Source organism: Pseudonocardia charpentierae (assembly GCF_031845345.1).
Taxonomy (GTDB): domain Bacteria; phylum Actinomycetota; class Actinomycetes; order Mycobacteriales; family Pseudonocardiaceae; genus Pseudonocardia; species Pseudonocardia charpentierae.
Genome location: NZ_JAVREJ010000003.1, coordinates 225,889 through 240,941 on the forward strand (window position 1 = coordinate 225,889; position 15,053 = coordinate 240,941).

Consider the following 15,053-nt stretch of genomic DNA (forward strand, 5'->3'; position numbering starts at 1 on the left):
CGCCCACCCTGCCCGATCATGGGCGGCGCGGGAAAGGTCCGGGCGCCGTCACCCGATCTCGTCCAGCGTCCGCAGCGTGTCGGCGGCCGCGTCGCGAGCCGGTGGGACGACCCGCGACCCGGGAGCGTCCGCCACCCGGCGCAGCGCCTCCTTCGCGTCGTCCGTGCCGATGCTGCCGAGCACCTCCACGAGACCGACGCTCGCGCTGCCGTCCAGGAGCGCCCCGGCCACCAGGGGCACGGAGCGATCACCGGCGCGGACCAGCATGGTCGCGGCGGCCGTCCGCTCGGTCTCGCCGCCCCGGCTCACGGCGGCGAGGAGGGCCCGACCCGCGGCGGCCACACCGGTGAGCCGCCACGCCGCTCCGGCGGCGAGGACCCTGGCGGCTGCGGCGGAGCTCACCCCGCGAGGCTACGTCCGGGCCGGTTCACAGCACGGCCGGCAGCCCGTGCCGCTGCCAGTAGGCGGGCTCGTGGGTGTCGCCGTGCTCGAACCACCCGTTGACGTGCGACGTCACCTTTCCCGCCTGCTCCGGCGGCGGGGTGAACGTCTGGCCCCCGCGGTCCGCGATGATCACCAGGTCCAGGCGCACCCGCACGTCGATGATCCGCGCGACGTTCGCGAAGTCCGGGAACCACTCCGCGTGCACGGGCCAGCTCAGCAGCACGAGCCGGTCGAGCCGCAGCCCGCGGAGGGTGGCGAGGTGCGCGACGGTCCCGCCGTGGCTGTGCGCGAAGAGATCGGGACTGTGCAGGTTCTCGGCCGCGACCCACTCGACCATCTGCTGCGCGGCGAGCTGACGTGCTCCGTCGGCGTACAGGCCGCTCCACCGGAAGCTCGGGTCGTGCAGTGCCAGCGGGGGAACCAATGAGTCGAGGTAGGTGTAGAAGTCGCCGCCCGGCTGCCACCACGTCGTCAGCGCCGCGAAGGATCCGTGGGTGAGGAACGCGGCGTGCGAGGGCTGGTCGCGTCCGGTGGAACGTGACGGGCGACCGACGACGCGGCGCAGCACCGCATGCTGCGGGTCGACCCGGGCGACCCCGATGCGGCCGATCTCGCGCGTGAGCGCATCGCCGCGGGAGGCGCCGTCGACCAGCTGGGCCAGCACGTCGTCGCGCGGTCCGGTGGTGTCGAGAGCGGCCACCGCGGCGGCGGTGCGCACCAACCGGCTCTCACTGTGCAGGTTGGCCTCGACGAGGGCGGCCGCGCTGATCGGATCCGGCTGCTCGACGAGCCGGCGGAGGAGGTCGGCCCGGGTGGCCGGCACGCCACGGCGGGCGAGGTGGTCGTCGAGGGACACGTCGAGCGGTGCCACCGCCTCCCCGACGGTGATCTGCGCCGTGCTGCGGTAGGAGCTGAGGTCGCTCGGGAGGCCGATCGCCGCCGGGCTGTCGACGCGCTCCGGCTCGCCCGCGACGGCGGCCCCGACCGACAGCACGACGGCTGCCTGGCTGAGCCGGGCGTCGCGGTCCTGCCGATCGAACGCCTCCGCAGCGGGGACGGGGACCGGATCGCGTCGCGGAGCCATGCGTGCGCGCCTCTAACGACGCAGCATCGAGCCGGGCGTCGGCAGTGGCTTCCGGCGGCCGGGAATGTGCGTCCGGGCGTCGGCGACCGCCTTGGCCAGGCGCGGCGAGGACCGTGGCAGGTCGTCGCGGGCGCAGAGGCCCACCCAGTCCGGACGCTGCTTGAATCGGGCCAGGACCGAGGCGCCTTCCATGACCGCGGCCGCTCGGATGACCTCGGTCTGCTTGTCGAGGACGAGGACGGCGATCGCGCCGCGCACGCGGCCCTTGCCGCGGCCGCTGACCAGCACGCTGCCGGGGTCGTTGTTCTCGCGGGCGAGGCGGCGCACGGTCCGGGTGTAGTACTTGTGCTGGGCCAGCGCGCTGACGGCGGTGAGCGACATCGCGAGGAAGAGCAGCAGGTAGGTCCAGGGGGTGTTCACTCAGTTCGCTCCTGTCCGTAGCGCGACCGGTAGCCGCCCGTCGATCGGTGTGACCGCAGTGCCCAACGTTGCGTCGGCCCGGCCTGTGCGGAGGCCTGCTCGGCCCGCCGGATGAGGTCCGGTTCGCGGCCCCGCAGGTCGACCTGTCCGCAGTCGCCACACATGCGGGCCGCCACCTCCGTCGTCACCTCGTTCGTCCCGAGCCGGTAGGTGAAGCGCAGCCCGCCGACGATCGGCATGGCGATCCTGCCGTCGATCCATCGTCCTCCGCACGACGGGCACCGCGCCGGCGCGGCGCCCGTCTCGTCCGGTGTCGGAGTGGTCATGCCTTCGGGATGCCGGGGATCGGGCCGACGGTGCCGGGCGGCTCGGTGGCCAGGAGCTGGTCCTGCAGGGCGCGGAGCTGGTAGATCGTGGTGCTGGTGTCGAGCTCGACGTCGTCGTAGGTCAGGAGGTGGTCGACGTCGACGTCGCGGGTGAGGCGGGCGCCGGCGAGCAGGCCGAGCGGGACGAGGTTCTCCTCGCGGGCCACCTCGGCGCTGTCGATCATGCCGTAGACGTACTCGCCGCCGATGCCGTCGATGGTCTCGCCGGCCGTGACCGCCCGCTTGGTGCCGGCGGCGACCTCGGCCCGCCAGGCGCGAGGGTGGATGTCGCTGATCCCGTCGAGCACGGCGGGCGGGATGGACAGCGGCGCCTCGATGCTGGCCAGGTGGTAGGGGCGGTAGAAGGAGTAGTACGGCCCGGCACCCATGCCCAGGTAGTCCATCTCCTCGATCACGGTGGGCTCGTCGCTGCGGGCGACGACGAACACGCCGGGGGCCACCGGCCCGGTGGCGAAGTCGACCACGCCGCTGCGGTCGAGGATGCCGCCGTCGGCCGACGGCTTGAACACGTTGTGCAGCTCGGGGACGGTCGTCTTGTAGGCGCTGAGCCCGCGCTTGGCCACGCCGAGGTCCGCCGCGTTCGCCAGCGCCGCCATCTCGATCATGGCCTTGGAGCCGTCGACGAAGCTCGCCAGCATCTTGGGGTTCATCTTCTTGCGGTTGGCCTCGTCGGTCAGCATCGACGGGGTGTCGTGCGGGCGCATGGGGTTGTTCTTGCCCTTGCCGGCGCAGACGACGTCGAAGGCGAGGTCGCGGGCGAACTCGACGAGTTTGAGTGCCTCGGCGGGCTCGTCGCCGCGGCACAGGGTGTAGACCGCGCCGGACTGTGCGGCCATGCGGGAGAGCAGCCAGCCGACGGTGATGTCGGTTTCGACGTTGAGCAGGCCGACGTGTTTGCCGGCGAGGATGCTGCGCAGGGCGATCTGCGCGCCGATCTCGGGGACGCCGGTGGCGTCGATGACCATGTCGACGGGTAGCGCGGTGAGCAGCGCTGCGTCGTTGACCGCGACGGTGCCGCCCTCGGCGACGACGTTGGTGAGCTTGTCGTGGTCGTCGCCGGTGATCACGTTCTCGATTCCGGCGGACTTGAGGGCGCCGGTGGCACGCTGGAGGTCGACGTCGGCGACGGCCACGACCTCCATGCCGGCGATCTTCCGGACCTGCGCGACGAACCCCCGGCCCATCTGCCCGGCGCCGACCAGGCCGACCCGCACGGGCCGACCGGTGCTCCGCTGCCGCTCGAGAAGGCGCTCACGGTATGCCATTTCGGCTTCTCCTAGTGCTGTGAGATCAGGACGCGAGGGATCAGGACGCGGGGATCAGGACGGTGAAAATCAGGAGGACGAGCGGAACTCGATGACGTCGCCTGCCTTGAGGTCGGGGATGTCGCCGCTCGCGAGCACGGCTCCGGGCAGCAGCTTCTGGTCCGGCTGGTTGATGTAGAGCACGACGTGGCCGAGGTCGTCGAGGTTCCTCGTCGCCAGTTCGCCGACGGCGTCGATCCGCAGGTCCGTGCCGGCGAACGACACGACGTCGCCCACCGACACGGCGTTCCCGGACAGCGTCTGCGACGGCCGGTGCACGATGCTGACCTCGGCGAGGGCTTCGGGGAGCGGCTCTCCGAACAGGATGAGCACGCCTGCCTCGATCATCTCCCCGGCTTCCGGTCCGATCTCGACGACGGTGGTGCGGTAGTAGGTCACGGCAGCTGCATCTCCGGATCGACGGTGGCCCCGGGGTGGCCCGTCCGGACCCGCGTCCGGACGAGCGCCCCGAGAGGAACGAGCAACGAGCGGTGCCTAGAGGCCGAAGCTGGCCAGCCAGGCGATGATCACTGCGAGCGGTGAGGTGATGAGCCGGCTGAACAGCACGGCCGGCACCCCGACCTCGACGGTCTCGACCTTGGCCTCGCCGAGCCCCAGGCCCACCGGGACGAAGTCGCAGCCCACCTGGCCGTCGATGGCGAACAGGGTGGGCAGCGCGTACTGCACCGGCAGCGCCCCGGTCGCGATCTGGGTGCCCATGAGGACACCGACGATCTGGGCGACCGCGGCCCCCGGTCCGAGGATGGGCGACAGGAAGGGCAGCGCGACCACGATGCCGATCCCGATGAGCCCGATCGGGTTGCTGCTCAGTGGTGCGAGCAGGCCGCCGATCCACTGGGCGATACCGGTGTAGATGACGAAGCCGAGCAGCAGGCTGACGTAGGCCATGAACGGCAGCACTGTGTTCAGCGTCAGGTTGATCGACTGCCGGGCCGCGGCGAGGAACGTGTTGATGATGTAGCCGACGCCGGTGCCGAACTTGACGAAGAAGCCGCGCGGGGCGCGGTCCTCGGTCCCCGACTCGTCAGGAAGAGGAGGCAGCGGGCCTCCGGCCGGACCTCCCTCGGCCGCGTCGGTGCGCGCGGTGGGCGCCGTCCCGACGGCTCCGGCCGCGGCCGCGCCCACGCCGGCCGTCACCGCCTGACCCTCGAGGAGCGACACGTCCTCGGGGCTGACGGCGGAGACGAAGATGTCCTCGGTGATGAACTGGGCCAGCGGGCCGCCCGGCTCACCGGGGAACACATCGACGGTCGGGATCCGCTTGCGCGGGTAGACGCCGATGCGGGCCGTTCCGCCGCAGTTGATGACGGCCGCCAGCACCTCGGCGTCTTCGACCTTGGTGCGGAACCCGTCGACCGCCTCGCCACCGGAGAGCTCGGCGATCCGCCGGGCCACGGGGTGGATGCCCCCGCCGGTCACCGAGATGACCTTGTACTTGTCCGGGGTCGGGGTCAGCTCCAGCCCCTGGCCCCAACCGCCGCGGCCGGCGCGGACGAAGACGGGACGGTACTGCGGGTCGCCGCCGTCAGGGTCGACAGTGGTCATCGCGCGGAACCTCCTGCTGCGGTCGCCGCGTACTCGGCGTCGTACGAGTCGAACAGCGCGGTCTTGCCCTCGCGCCGGATCAGGTAGTTGGTGATGAACTCGGTGACCACGCCGCGGATCAGGATCACGACCACGCCGACGGCGAAGTACCGCACGGCGAGCGGGACGGTGGACTGCCCGAGCTGCATGACCCCGTTGGCGACGCCGAGCCAGACGAACAGCTCGCCGGCGTTGGCGTAGGGGAAGAACGTGGTGACCGGGTGGACGAACGAGACCGCCGAGTCGTAGAAGGCGGGCTTGTGCCGCTCACGCAGGAACCGGCCGAAGGTGTAGGCCATCGGGTTGGTCAGCACGAGCACGGCGAGGATCGGCATGATCGTGTAGCGGGTGATCCACCACTTGGCCGACCACTGCACCGCCCGGGTGACCCGGTCCTCGCCGATGAACTTGATCACCGCGTACATGAACGTGAGCAGCACGATCAGGGTCGGCAGGATGCCGGTGATCAAGCCGGCGAACTGCTTGCCGGCCTCGTTGAACAGGCCGATGAAGTGCTCGCCCGCCCAGATGATCCCGTTGAGGACCGGGTTGGTGGACGCCCCCGTCGGAGGCGGCTGATCTTGGGCCAAGAGTATCGCTTCCATGGGAGCCTCTCGTTGCGTAGTCCGCCGTCCTACCTGGACTTGCGAGGTGCCTGCGGTGATCGTCGCCGTAAGCTGCGATCACTGCTCGGATCTCGCCATCGGCACGAAGGTGCCGAGCGCTCACATCTGAGCGCCGCTTTCCTAGCATCGGTGAGACCTGGAGCACAAGACTTTCCGTGTGCCCGGTTGTCGATCCGCCGACGTCAGTCGACGTCGAGCTCGCTGCCGAGCATCGCGGCGAGCTCGTCGAGCGCGGCGTCGGCGCCGTCACCCTCGGCGGAGAGCGTCACCTGGTCGCCGAACTCGGCGCCCAAGGTCAGCAGGCTCAGCAGGCTCGCCGCGTTCACCGGCGGTTGCCCGTTCTTCGCGATCTTCACAGGGATGCCGGCGTTCTTCACGGCCTTGGCGAACAGCGATGCGGGCCGCGCGTGCAGCCCCACTTTCGAGCCGATCGTGACCTGCCGCTCGCTCACGGGCACCTCCGTTGGTGGGGCGTTGCTGTGCGGTGCACCACTATGCATGTTCACGTCGGTGAATGACAAGGACTTGTGTGACGACGCTTCTCGGTCAACAATCAGCCATCGCTCATGAGAGGAGTCCGATGCGCGATCTGGCCAAGGAACCCGAGGCGGCGCGCCGCGCGCTGGAGACGATGTGGACGGCGCGGCGGTTCGAGGAGGCGGTCGACCAGCTCTTCGCCCGCGGTCTGATGCACGGGACGATGCACCTGTCGATCGGTCAGGAGGCGAGTGCGACCGGAACGTGCCTCGCACTGCGCGACGACGACCTGATCACCTCGACGCACCGGGGGCACAGCCACTGTGTCGCGAAGGGTGCAAACCTGACCCGCATGATGGCCGAGCTGCTGGCCAAGGACAGCGGCTACTGCCGAGGTCGCGGCGGATCGATGCACATCGCCGACGTCGCGACCGGCAACCTGGGCGCGAACGGCATCGTGGGCGGCGGAATCCCGATCGCGGTCGGCGCCGCGCTGGCCCAGAAGCTGACCGGGTCCGGCAAGGTCGTCGTCAGTTTCTTCGGTGACGGCGCGGCGAACGAGGGCGCGTTCCACGAGGCGGCGAACCTGGCCGCGGTGTGGGACCTGCCGGTGGTGTTCGTCTGCGAGAACAACCACTACGGCATGTCGATGGCGGCCGACGAGGCGTTCGCGATCGACAACATCTCGGCGCGGGCGGGGGCGTACGGCTTCCCCGGCGTCACCGTCGACGGCAACGACCTGCAGGCCGTCTACGAGATGGTCACCACGGCCGCCGAGCGGGCGCGGGCGGGCCGTGGGCCGACGCTGGTGGAGAACGTGACCTACCGCTGGAAGGGCCACTCCAAGAGCGACAAGAACCTCTACCGCACCCGCGAGGAGATCGCCGCCTGGCAGGAGCGCGACCCGATCACCCGCTTCGAGGACGCCGTGCGCAAGGCCGGCTCGCTGACCGATCCCGAGATCACTGCCGCCCGCAAGGCGGCCACCGACGCCGTCCGCGAGGCCATCCGCACCGCCAACGCCGCGCCGGCTGCGCCGGCCGACCGCGACCTGCTGCTCGACGCCGTCTACGCCGACGCTGACGCCGGCAACCACGCGGAGGTGCCCGCATGACCACCCCCACCTCGCCGACGGTGTCGCCGGACGTCGACAACCCGACCGACGGTCCCGGTGTGGCTGCTGCCGGCGCCACTCCGGGCGACACCCGGGAACTGACCTACGCCGAGGCGGTCCGCGAGACCCTGACCGACCTGATGGCGGACGACGAGCGGGTCTTCCTCATGGGAGAGGACATCGGCGTCTACGGCGGCGCGTTCGGCGTCACCACCGGGCTGCTCGAGCGGTTCGGCCGCGAGCGGGTCCGCGACACCCCGATCTCGGAGATCGCGATCGTCGGCGCCGGGGTCGGGGCGGCCCTGTGCGGCATGCTCCCGATCGTCGAGCTGCAGTTCTCCGACTTCGTCACCTGTGCGATGGACCAGATCGTCAACCAGGCCGCGAAGATCCACTTCATGCTCGGCGGCGCGGCCCAGGTACCGCTGGTCATCCGCGCCCCCGCGGGGTCCGGAACCGGAGCGGCCGCGCAGCACTCGCAGAGCCTCGAGGCCTGGTTCGCCCACGTCCCCGGGATCAAGGTCGTCATGCCCGCCACGCCGGCGGACGCGATGGGTCTGCTGCGCGCTGCGGTCGACGACCCGAACCCGGTCCTGGTGCTGGAGCACAAGCTGCTCTACAAGCAGAAGGGCGAAGTGCCCGCCGGTCACTACGTCCCGCTCGGCAAGGCCGAGGTGCGCCGGCGCGGTAGCGACCTGACGATCGTGGCGACCGCGGTGATGGTCGGGAAGGCGATGGCCGCCGCGGAGGAACTCGCCGCCGAGGGCATCGAGGTCACCGTGGTCGACCCGCGCACGATCAGCCCGCTCGACGAGGCCACGATCCTCACCGAGGTCGCGGCCACCGGCAAGGCGCTGCTGGTCCAGGAGGCACCGCGGAACGCGGGATTCGTCGCCGAGATCGCCGCGCGGATCGTCGAGTCCGACGCCTTCCACACGCTGAAGGCCCCGGTCGTCCGGCTCGCCGGGCTGGACACACCGATGGCGTACGCCCCTGAGCTGGAGAAGGCGTCCGTCCCTCAGATCCCTGACATCGTCGTTGCCGCCCGCCGGCTCGCGAAAGGAGCTTGACCGTGCCCGAGGTGCCCATCCGCATGCCCAAGATGTCCATGACGATGGAGGAGGGCGAGTTCCTCAGCTGGCAGATCTCCGTCGGTGACACCATCACCAAGGGCCAGGCGGTCGCCGTCGTGGCGACCGACAAGGTCGAGATGGAGGTCGAGTCCGAGGTCGAGGGCACGGTCACCCGGCTCACCGCCACGGAGGGCGACACGGTCCCTGTCGGCGGCGAGCTCGGCTACGTCGAGAGCGCCGAGGACGACGGCCTCGGCGACCTCAGCGATCTTCTGGGATAACGGTCAGCTGCCGGTCGAGGCGTCGGCGCGGCGGGGGAGCCGCCAGTTCGGCCGCGGGTAGTGGCAGGTGTAGCCCCACGGGATGCGCTGCAGGTAGTCCTGGTGCTCGGGCTCGGCCTCCCAGAACGGGACCTCCGGCGTCACCTCGGTGACGACCTTGCCCGGCCACAGACCCGACGCCTCGACGTCGGCGATCGTGTCGTCGGCGACCCGCTTCTGGTCCTCGTCGACGTAGAAGATCGCCGACCGGTACGAGGTCCCGCGGTCGTTGCCCTGCCGGTCGCGGGTGGTCGGGTCGTGGATCTGGAAGAAGAACTCGAGCAGGTCGCGGTAGCTCGTCTGCGCCGGGTCGAACTCGATCTCGATCGCCTCGGCGTGGCCCGGGTGGTTCCGGTACGTCGCGTTGGCGTTGGTGCCGCCGGTGTAGCCGACGCGGGTCGAGACGACGCCGGGCTGACGCCGGATGAGGTCCTGCATGCCCCAGAAGCACCCTCCCGCGAGCACCGCGCGCTGGGTGGTGTCTGGCCTGGTGTCGGTCACCGTCACTCCTCGATCATGGGCGGGACGTCGCCCGCTCCCGTATGGGACAACAGCATGGGCCGTGCCGTTATTCGCCGCCAGCGTCCTGCACGCCGACGTTCGGGAGAGACACGAGCAGTGATCGATAAGGGATTCGCCCGCGTCGTCGACCGCCTGACGGCGGCGAGGTCGGAGGGCCTGCGGATGAGGACCCTCGTCGTCTCCCGCGGCGACGAGGTCCTCGTCCACGACTTCGCCCCTCCGTCGGCCCGCGTCGACCTGCGGTCGATCACGAAGGCCGTGGTCTCCCTAGCCGTCGGTGCGGCGATCGCCGACGGAACCCGCCTGCGCGGTCGGCCGCTGGCCCTGGACCTCGAGATCTGGCCGTACTTCACAGAGTTCCTGGAGCGCCAGCCAGCGGCCGGGCGCGAGAACCTCCGCGCGGTCCGGCTACGTCACCTGCTCACCAGCACGACGGGCAACGCCGAGGGGTTCCTGTTCCGCCGCGACCTGGAGGGCCGCGACCGCGGGTCGTTGCTCGACCACATCTTCGCCCACGAGCTCGTCCACCGGCCGGGCTCGCACTTCGCGTACTCGAACGCCGGGTGGTACCTGATCTCGGCGATGGTGCGCGAGGAACTCGGGGTGGGCCTGCGCGACGTGGTCGGCGACCTCGTCCTGCGCCCGCTGGGGATCACGGACGTCACGTGGACCGCCTACGGCCGGTACGAGGCGGCGGCCACCGGGCTGTCGATGACGGCCGTCGACCTCGCCGCCGTCGGGCGGATGCTCCTCGCCGGTGGCGTGCACGAGGGCCGGCAGGTGGTCCCGCGAGCGTGGATCGCGTGCATGCGGTCGCCGGCCGTGCGGGCCTCCAGCGACTACGAGCCCCCGTTGCGGGCGAACGCCTACGGCCTCGGCCTGTGGCTCTGCGACGACGGGACCTACTACTGCGACGGGACGGGCGGCCAGTTCCTGATCGTCGAACCCCGGACGGACACCGTGGTCGTCGCCTTGGCCGAGGCGGGGGACACCGTGACCGTCGCCCGCTGCCTCCGCGATCTGCTGTAGGCGGGTCAGGGCGCGGCGGCCTGGGCCCGCAACGCACGTTCCAGGTCGTCGAGCTGCTCGATCACGATGCGTCGCAGTGCGCCCGGAGCGTCCGGGTGCTCGTGCAGCCAGGTACGGGCCTGCCGGACCACCGGGTGCTGCTGGAGGCGTTGTCCGTCGTCGAGCGACCCGCCCGGAAACAGCCCGCGGGCCAGGATCGTCGCCATGGTCATGGTGCGCCCGGCCCACCAGCCGACGATCGAGGCGAAGTAGCGCTCGGCGTAGGCCGGGGCCGGGGGGTCGACGGGCCGGCTGAAGCCCTGGACGAGGGCGCGCAGCTGGTCGTTGGTGAGCGACTCGTCGGTCGTCGCGCGCTGCCAGGTGGCCTCGCGGGCTCCGGGTCGGCTCGCCGTCGCCAGCAGATGGGCCCGCCGACCGGTCATCGTGTCGTCCTCGGCCAGCGCCGCGTCCAGCTCGGCGGACGACACCGCATCCTGCGCGGCCAGTGCCACCCAGCAGGCCCAGCGCAGGTCGGCGTCGACCGAGAGCCCCTCGGGCAGCGCGCTGCCGTCGAGCAGGTCGCGCACCGTGGCGGTGCCGTCCGCACTGACGGTCGCCGCGCGCGTCAGGTGCCGGGCCCAGGTGAGCTGGGTGTCCGACCCGGGCGTCGCGTCGTGGAGCCCGGCGCGGCAGGTCGCCACGAGGCGTGAGCGCGCCGCGGGTCGCTGTGCGGCGGGCAGGTAGTTCTCGATCGCCGTCGCGACCTCACCCAGCACCGTGTCCAGCAGGTCCGCCGCCGGTTCGTGGCCGACCTGGCGGAAGGCGACGTCCAGGTAGTCCGACGCGGGCAGCTCCGCGTCGCGCGTCGCGTTCCACAGCGCGGACCAGACGAGCGCGCGGCTCAGGGACGCCGGGATCGTGGCCAGGAGCTCGCGGACGGTGGCCAGCGAACCGGCGTCGAGGCGCACCTTGGCGTAGCTGAGGTCGTCGTCGTTGACGAGCACCAGCGCTGCGGGTCCGCCGACCGCGTCCGTGAGTTCGGTCCGCGCCCCGACGACGTCCGTCTCGATCGACCGGACGCGCTGCAGCCCGCCGTCGGCCGGCTCGTACAGGCCGATGACGACGCGGTGCGGGCGGTCGACGGATGCGCCCGTCACCGGATCGGTCGCGGTCTGGGTCACGGCGAGCCGCGTGATCCGGCCGTCCGGGCCGGTCTCGAGCAGGGGGTCGAGCCGGGAGATGCCGGACGTCTCGAGCCAGGCGCGCGACCAGGCCCGCAGGTCGCGCCCGGACGACCGCTCGAGGCAGTCGAGCAGGTCGGCCAGCTCCGTGTTGCCGTACGCGTGGCGAGCGAAGTAGTCGCGGGCACCGGCGAAGAACGCCGCCTCCCCGACGTAGGCCATGAGCTGCTTGAGCACCGAGGCGCCCTTGGCGTAGGTGATGCCGTCGAAGTTCTGCCGGGCCGCCTCGAGGTCGTCCACAGTGGCGACGATCGGGTGGGTGGTGGGCAGCTGGTCCTGGCGGTAGGCCCAGGCCTTGCGGCGCCCGGCGAACGTCGTCCACGCGCCGTCGAACTCGGTGGCGACCTCGGTGACGTGGTAGCCCATCAGGTCGGCGAACGACTCCTTGAGCCACGTGCCGTCCCACCACCGGGGCGTCACCAGGTCGCCGAACCACATGTGCGCCATCTCGTGCAGGATCACCTCGGCCCGGCGCGCGCGGTCCGCGCGGGTCGCCGCGCCGCGGTGGATGAAGCCCTCGGTGAAGGTGACCAGGCCGGGGTTCTCCATCGCGCCGAGGTTGTACTCGGGCACGAAGATCGAGTCGTACTTCCCCCAGGGGTACGGGAAGCCGAACGCGCGGTCGTAGAAGTCGAGGCCCTGCCGCGTGACGGTGAAGATCGCGTCCGGTTCGAGGTGCTCGGCCATCGACGCCCGGCAGAGCACACCGAGCGGAACCTTCTGGTCGTCGCTCGTCCACAGGTCCTCGACCCGGTGGTAGGGCCCTGCGGCCACGGCGGTGAGGTAGCCGGACTGCGGCGGGGTCGGCGCGAACGTCACCGTAGCCGAGCCGTTGCCGTCGTCCGTCCGGGCCGTCTCGGGTTGCCCGGACACGATCTGCCACCTGTCCGGTGCGGTGACCACGAAGGTGAAGCGCGCCTTCAGATCGGGCTGCTCGAAGTTCGCGAACACCCGGCGCGCGTCCGTGGGCTCGAAGTGGCTGTAGAGGTAGGTGGCGTCGTCGACGGGATCGACGAAGCGGTGCAGGCCCTCCCCGCTGCGGCTGTAGCGGCACTCGGCCTCGACCACGAGCTCGTTGGGCCCGTCGGCGAGGCCGGGGACGGTCAGTCGCGCACCGTCGTAACCGGCGACGTCGAGCTCGCGGCCGTTGAGCCGGGCCGCGACGACCCGCTCGGCGATCAGGTCGATCCACGTGTCGCCGCCCCGCGCCGTGAAGGCGACCGCGCTGCGCGACGGAAACGTGCCGGCGTCCGGATCGGCGGCCCGGCTCAGGTCGAGCGCCACGTCGTAGCTCGCGAGCTCGAGCGACTCCGCGCGGTTCAGGCACTCGGCGTGGGTCAGGTTGGTCGACGGGGAGGCCACCCGCCCATCCAACAGGTGCACCCCAAGGGACCTGCTGGGGAGTAGGAAGGGGGGCAGATCTCCGAAGGGGTGGGCGAGCATGACGAGCTCCCGGCCGACGTTCGACGACTTCCTGGCCTGGCTCGAGGCCGGCCGGGAGCGCGGGCAGATCCACTTCGACGAGAAGCAGCAGTGCTGACAGGTGCTCGGCCACCCCGAGTCGACCGCTGTGCTCTCCGACCCGGCGGTCTTCTCCTCGGACCTCAGCTCCCTGCAGCCGGACCAGGACGACTTCGCGCTCTTCCGACGCGGCAACTTCGTCACCATGGACTGCTGCTGCTCGCCGGGCACATCACGACCACCGCGACGCTCGGCAACAGCGTCCTGTGCTTCCAGGAGAACCCCGACGCCGCCGCCGAGATCAGGGCCGACCCGGCACTGCTGCCGGCGGCGATCGAGGAGGTGCTGCGGCTCCGCGCACCGTTCCCCGGGTGGGCCGCGACGAGCGGGTGTTCACGGACCCGAACCGGTTCGACATCCACCGGCACCCGAACCCGCACCTGACCTTCGGCCACGGCATCCACTTCTGCCTCGGGGCGCCGTTGGCCCGGCTCGAGGCCCGGGTCGCGCTGCGGCTGCTGCTGGAGCGCTACCGGGACGTCGAGGTGGCGGACGACGAGGCGGTCGAGGAACGCAACCCGTGGACGATGGTCGCCGTGGCCCGGTTGCCGGTGCGGGTCCGGGCCGCCTAGAGCGAGGTCGGCGAGGCGGCGAAACGGCGCAGGGACGCATCGACGGCGTCGGTGAACCGGCCCAGCGCGGTGCGGTCGATGTTGTCGATGCGGTCGCAGGCCTGGTGGTAGCAGGGGTCGTACTCCTCGCGGGCCTGCCCGCCCCACTTCTGCGCCTCGGCGGCCGACTTGTCGTCTTCGTCGCCCGCGTGGAGCCCGCCGCTCGGGATGCCGGCTGTCACGAACGCGTCGTAGTCCGAGTCGCCGTAGAAGACGTCGCTCTCGGGCGCGGCGCCCACCCGCGTCAGCTCGTCGGTGAGCACCTGCGCCACCTCGGCCGAGCCGGCAGGCCCGGTCTCGTCGCGGTCTTCACCGGTTCCGCCCTGGACGAAGTAGCCCCCGTTGGGCGAGGCGACCATGTCGAGGTTGACGTAGAGCTCGATGGCCTCGCGGTCCGCCTGGTCGAGTCCGCGGACGTAGCCGGCGGAGCCGTCGAGCTCGTCCTCCTCCGATCCCCAGAACGCCAGGCGGATCGTGTCCGGCAGATCCGGGGAGCCGCCCAGCTGCTGGGCGATCTGCAGCAGTGACGCCACTCCAGAGCCGTTGTCGTTGATCCCCGGGCCCTCGGGGACCGAGTCGAGGTGCGCCCCCGCCATGACGACGTGCGCGGGGTCGCCACCGCGGGTCTGCGCGACGACGTTGCGGAAGCCGCTGCCGCTCTGGCCCTCGGCCTGGTAGGTCGGGGTGCTGACGTCCCAGCCTGCGGCCCGCAGCACGGCGGCCACATGGTCGACGGCCGCGTCGTACCCGGGGCTCGGCGTGTGGCGGGTGCCGCCGGCGGCGTCGGTGATCCGCTGCAGCTCGGTGAGGTGGGCGTACGCCCCGTCGCCGGCCGGGCTGGGCGCGGCGGCGACCGGTGCGGCGGACGAACAACCGGCCAGTAGCCCGGCCGCCAGTACCGCCGAGACCAGTCGTCCGATCGTCGTGCCCCGCATGCCGTACCTTCCGCTGTCCCGAGCCGCGCCGTCGCACCGCAGTAGCGGCTGGACGAACGGGCCCCTCGTCGGAACCTATCCGACGACTGTGCCGCTCGTTCCAGCGGAGCCGCGACGCTCAGCCGTCGTCGTCCGGGCGTTGTGTCGGGTCGGGGTCGACCGGGGCGCACAGATCGATCCCCTCCAGCACCCGCAGCAGGTCCAGCACCCCCGCGAACTCGGTGTGGCCCACGTCTGGCGTGTGGACGACGCCCTCCAGGCGCCCGTCGGCAGCGCGGAAGAGATCGATCATGAGTCGCATCGGCCCTCCACGCCCGGGGATCGCCGGGCATCCCCGACGTTGCCGTGCCTGCACGCCGGCG

Annotated in this window: 18 protein-coding genes; 5 read left to right on the forward strand and 13 right to left on the reverse strand. The window is 71.5% G+C overall.

The features are described 5' to 3' along the window. Window positions 1–48: 48 nt before the first annotated feature. The 9 genes from RM445_RS06525 to RM445_RS06565 all read right to left on the reverse strand — a co-directional run bounded on the left by RM445_RS06525 (window position 49) and on the right by RM445_RS06565 (window position 6,321). Window positions 49–402 (reverse strand): hypothetical protein, encoded by a 354-nt coding sequence (locus RM445_RS06525; protein ID WP_311555157.1) that lies wholly within the window; start codon window positions 400–402, stop codon window positions 49–51. 25 nt (window positions 403–427) lie between these two features. Beyond that, on the reverse strand, window positions 428–1,528 hold the full coding sequence (locus RM445_RS06530) for a hypothetical protein (protein WP_311555158.1): 1,101 nt from the start codon (window positions 1,526–1,528) through the stop codon (window positions 428–430). A 12-nt stretch (window positions 1,529–1,540) separates the two neighbouring features. After that, window positions 1,541–1,948, reverse strand: a complete 408-nt coding sequence (locus RM445_RS06535; protein ID WP_311555159.1) for a transcriptional regulator GutM — start codon at window positions 1,946–1,948, stop codon at window positions 1,541–1,543. Then, complete coding sequence (locus RM445_RS06540; protein WP_311555160.1) at window positions 1,945–2,274, reverse strand: hypothetical protein; 330 nt, start codon at window positions 2,272–2,274, stop codon at window positions 1,945–1,947. The genes RM445_RS06535 and RM445_RS06540 overlap by 4 nt, the downstream gene beginning before the upstream one ends. Beyond that, the gene (locus tag RM445_RS06545) at window positions 2,271–3,599 is read right to left on the reverse strand and encodes an NAD(P)H-dependent oxidoreductase (protein WP_311555161.1); all 1,329 of its coding nucleotides are present in this window, start codon (window positions 3,597–3,599) and stop codon (window positions 2,271–2,273) included. The genes RM445_RS06540 and RM445_RS06545 overlap by 4 nt, the downstream gene beginning before the upstream one ends. A 69-nt stretch (window positions 3,600–3,668) precedes the next feature. Continuing rightward, window positions 3,669–4,037: a PTS glucitol/sorbitol transporter subunit IIA gene (locus tag RM445_RS06550; RefSeq protein ID WP_311555162.1), complete on the reverse strand. Its 369-nt coding sequence runs from the start codon at window positions 4,035–4,037 to the stop codon at window positions 3,669–3,671. A gap of 96 nt (window positions 4,038–4,133) precedes the next feature. Continuing rightward, window positions 4,134–5,204 carry a PTS glucitol/sorbitol transporter subunit IIB gene (srlE, locus tag RM445_RS06555; RefSeq protein WP_311555163.1) on the reverse strand — a complete coding sequence of 357 codons (1,071 nt, stop codon included), beginning with the start codon at window positions 5,202–5,204 and terminating at the stop codon, window positions 4,134–4,136. Continuing rightward, entirely contained in the window at window positions 5,201–5,848 is a 648-nt protein-coding gene (srlA, locus tag RM445_RS06560) for a PTS glucitol/sorbitol transporter subunit IIC (RefSeq protein WP_311555164.1), read from the reverse strand. The genes srlE and srlA overlap by 4 nt, the downstream gene beginning before the upstream one ends. Window positions 5,849–6,051: 203 nt before the next feature. Continuing rightward, a complete protein-coding gene (locus tag RM445_RS06565; RefSeq protein ID WP_311555165.1) occupies window positions 6,052–6,321 on the reverse strand; it encodes an HPr family phosphocarrier protein in 270 nt (89 codons plus the stop codon). 128 nt (window positions 6,322–6,449) lie between these two features. Here RM445_RS06565 and RM445_RS06570 point away from each other — a divergent pair, with 128 nt between their 5' ends. From RM445_RS06570 to RM445_RS06580, 3 genes are read left to right on the forward strand one after another with little or no spacing between them, the layout of a single operon-like run. Next, window positions 6,450–7,460, forward strand: a complete 1,011-nt coding sequence (locus RM445_RS06570) for a thiamine pyrophosphate-dependent dehydrogenase E1 component subunit alpha (RefSeq protein ID WP_311555166.1) — start codon at window positions 6,450–6,452, stop codon at window positions 7,458–7,460. After that, the gene (locus RM445_RS06575; protein ID WP_311555167.1) at window positions 7,457–8,530 is read left to right on the forward strand and encodes an alpha-ketoacid dehydrogenase subunit beta; all 1,074 of its coding nucleotides are present in this window, start codon (window positions 7,457–7,459) and stop codon (window positions 8,528–8,530) included. Before RM445_RS06570 ends, RM445_RS06575 begins: the two co-directional genes overlap by 4 nt. Before the next feature lie 2 nt (window positions 8,531–8,532). Further along, the gene (locus tag RM445_RS06580) at window positions 8,533–8,814 is read left to right on the forward strand and encodes a biotin/lipoyl-containing protein (RefSeq protein ID WP_311555168.1); all 282 of its coding nucleotides are present in this window, start codon (window positions 8,533–8,535) and stop codon (window positions 8,812–8,814) included. 3 nt (window positions 8,815–8,817) lie between these two features. Here the strand turns inward: RM445_RS06580 and msrA are convergent, their stop codons facing one another. Beyond that, on the reverse strand, window positions 8,818–9,354 hold the full coding sequence (gene msrA, locus RM445_RS06585; RefSeq protein WP_311555169.1) for a peptide-methionine (S)-S-oxide reductase MsrA: 537 nt from the start codon (window positions 9,352–9,354) through the stop codon (window positions 8,818–8,820). Window positions 9,355–9,471: 117 nt separating this feature from the next. Here msrA and RM445_RS06590 point away from each other — a divergent pair, with 117 nt between their 5' ends. Continuing rightward, complete coding sequence (locus RM445_RS06590) at window positions 9,472–10,404, forward strand: serine hydrolase domain-containing protein (RefSeq protein ID WP_311555170.1); 933 nt, start codon at window positions 9,472–9,474, stop codon at window positions 10,402–10,404. A gap of 5 nt (window positions 10,405–10,409) precedes the next feature. Here the strand turns inward: RM445_RS06590 and pepN are convergent, their stop codons facing one another. Next, window positions 10,410–12,986 carry an aminopeptidase N gene (gene pepN / locus RM445_RS06595; RefSeq protein WP_311555171.1) on the reverse strand — a complete coding sequence of 859 codons (2,577 nt, stop codon included), beginning with the start codon at window positions 12,984–12,986 and terminating at the stop codon, window positions 10,410–10,412. 470 nt (window positions 12,987–13,456) lie between these two features. On the opposite strand from pepN, the gene RM445_RS32305 reads away from it, so the two are divergent. Next, window positions 13,457–13,717 (forward strand): cytochrome P450, encoded by a 261-nt coding sequence (locus tag RM445_RS32305; RefSeq protein ID WP_397469245.1) that lies wholly within the window; start codon window positions 13,457–13,459, stop codon window positions 13,715–13,717. Here RM445_RS32305 and RM445_RS06605 read toward each other — a convergent pair. Both RM445_RS06605 and RM445_RS06610 read right to left on the reverse strand, forming a co-directional pair. Continuing rightward, a complete protein-coding gene (locus RM445_RS06605; RefSeq protein ID WP_311555172.1) occupies window positions 13,714–14,691 on the reverse strand; it encodes a M28 family peptidase in 978 nt (325 codons plus the stop codon). The genes RM445_RS32305 and RM445_RS06605 overlap by 4 nt on opposite strands. A gap of 118 nt (window positions 14,692–14,809) precedes the next feature. Then, entirely contained in the window at window positions 14,810–14,992 is a 183-nt protein-coding gene (locus RM445_RS06610; protein ID WP_311555173.1) for a hypothetical protein, read from the reverse strand. Window positions 14,993–15,053 lie beyond the last annotated feature (61 nt).

Coding starts and splice junctions, on each gene's coding strand:
- srlE (WP_311555163.1), bottom strand. CDS start 5,204: ATGACCACTGTCGACCCTGACGGCGGCGACCCGCAGTACCGTCCCGTC.
- RM445_RS06575 (WP_311555167.1), top strand. CDS start 7,457: ATGACCACCCCCACCTCGCCGACGGTGTCGCCGGACGTCGACAACCCG.
- RM445_RS06605 (WP_311555172.1), bottom strand. CDS start 14,691: ATGCGGGGCACGACGATCGGACGACTGGTCTCGGCGGTACTGGCGGCC.
- RM445_RS06610 (WP_311555173.1), bottom strand. CDS start 14,992: ATGCGACTCATGATCGATCTCTTCCGCGCTGCCGACGGGCGCCTGGAG.
- RM445_RS06545 (WP_311555161.1), bottom strand. CDS start 3,599: ATGGCATACCGTGAGCGCCTTCTCGAGCGGCAGCGGAGCACCGGTCGG.
- RM445_RS06530 (WP_311555158.1), bottom strand. CDS start 1,528: ATGGCTCCGCGACGCGATCCGGTCCCCGTCCCCGCTGCGGAGGCGTTC.
- RM445_RS06570 (WP_311555166.1), top strand. CDS start 6,450: ATGCGCGATCTGGCCAAGGAACCCGAGGCGGCGCGCCGCGCGCTGGAG.
- RM445_RS06540 (WP_311555160.1), bottom strand. CDS start 2,274: ATGACCACTCCGACACCGGACGAGACGGGCGCCGCGCCGGCGCGGTGC.
- srlA (WP_311555164.1), bottom strand. CDS start 5,848: ATGGAAGCGATACTCTTGGCCCAAGATCAGCCGCCTCCGACGGGGGCG.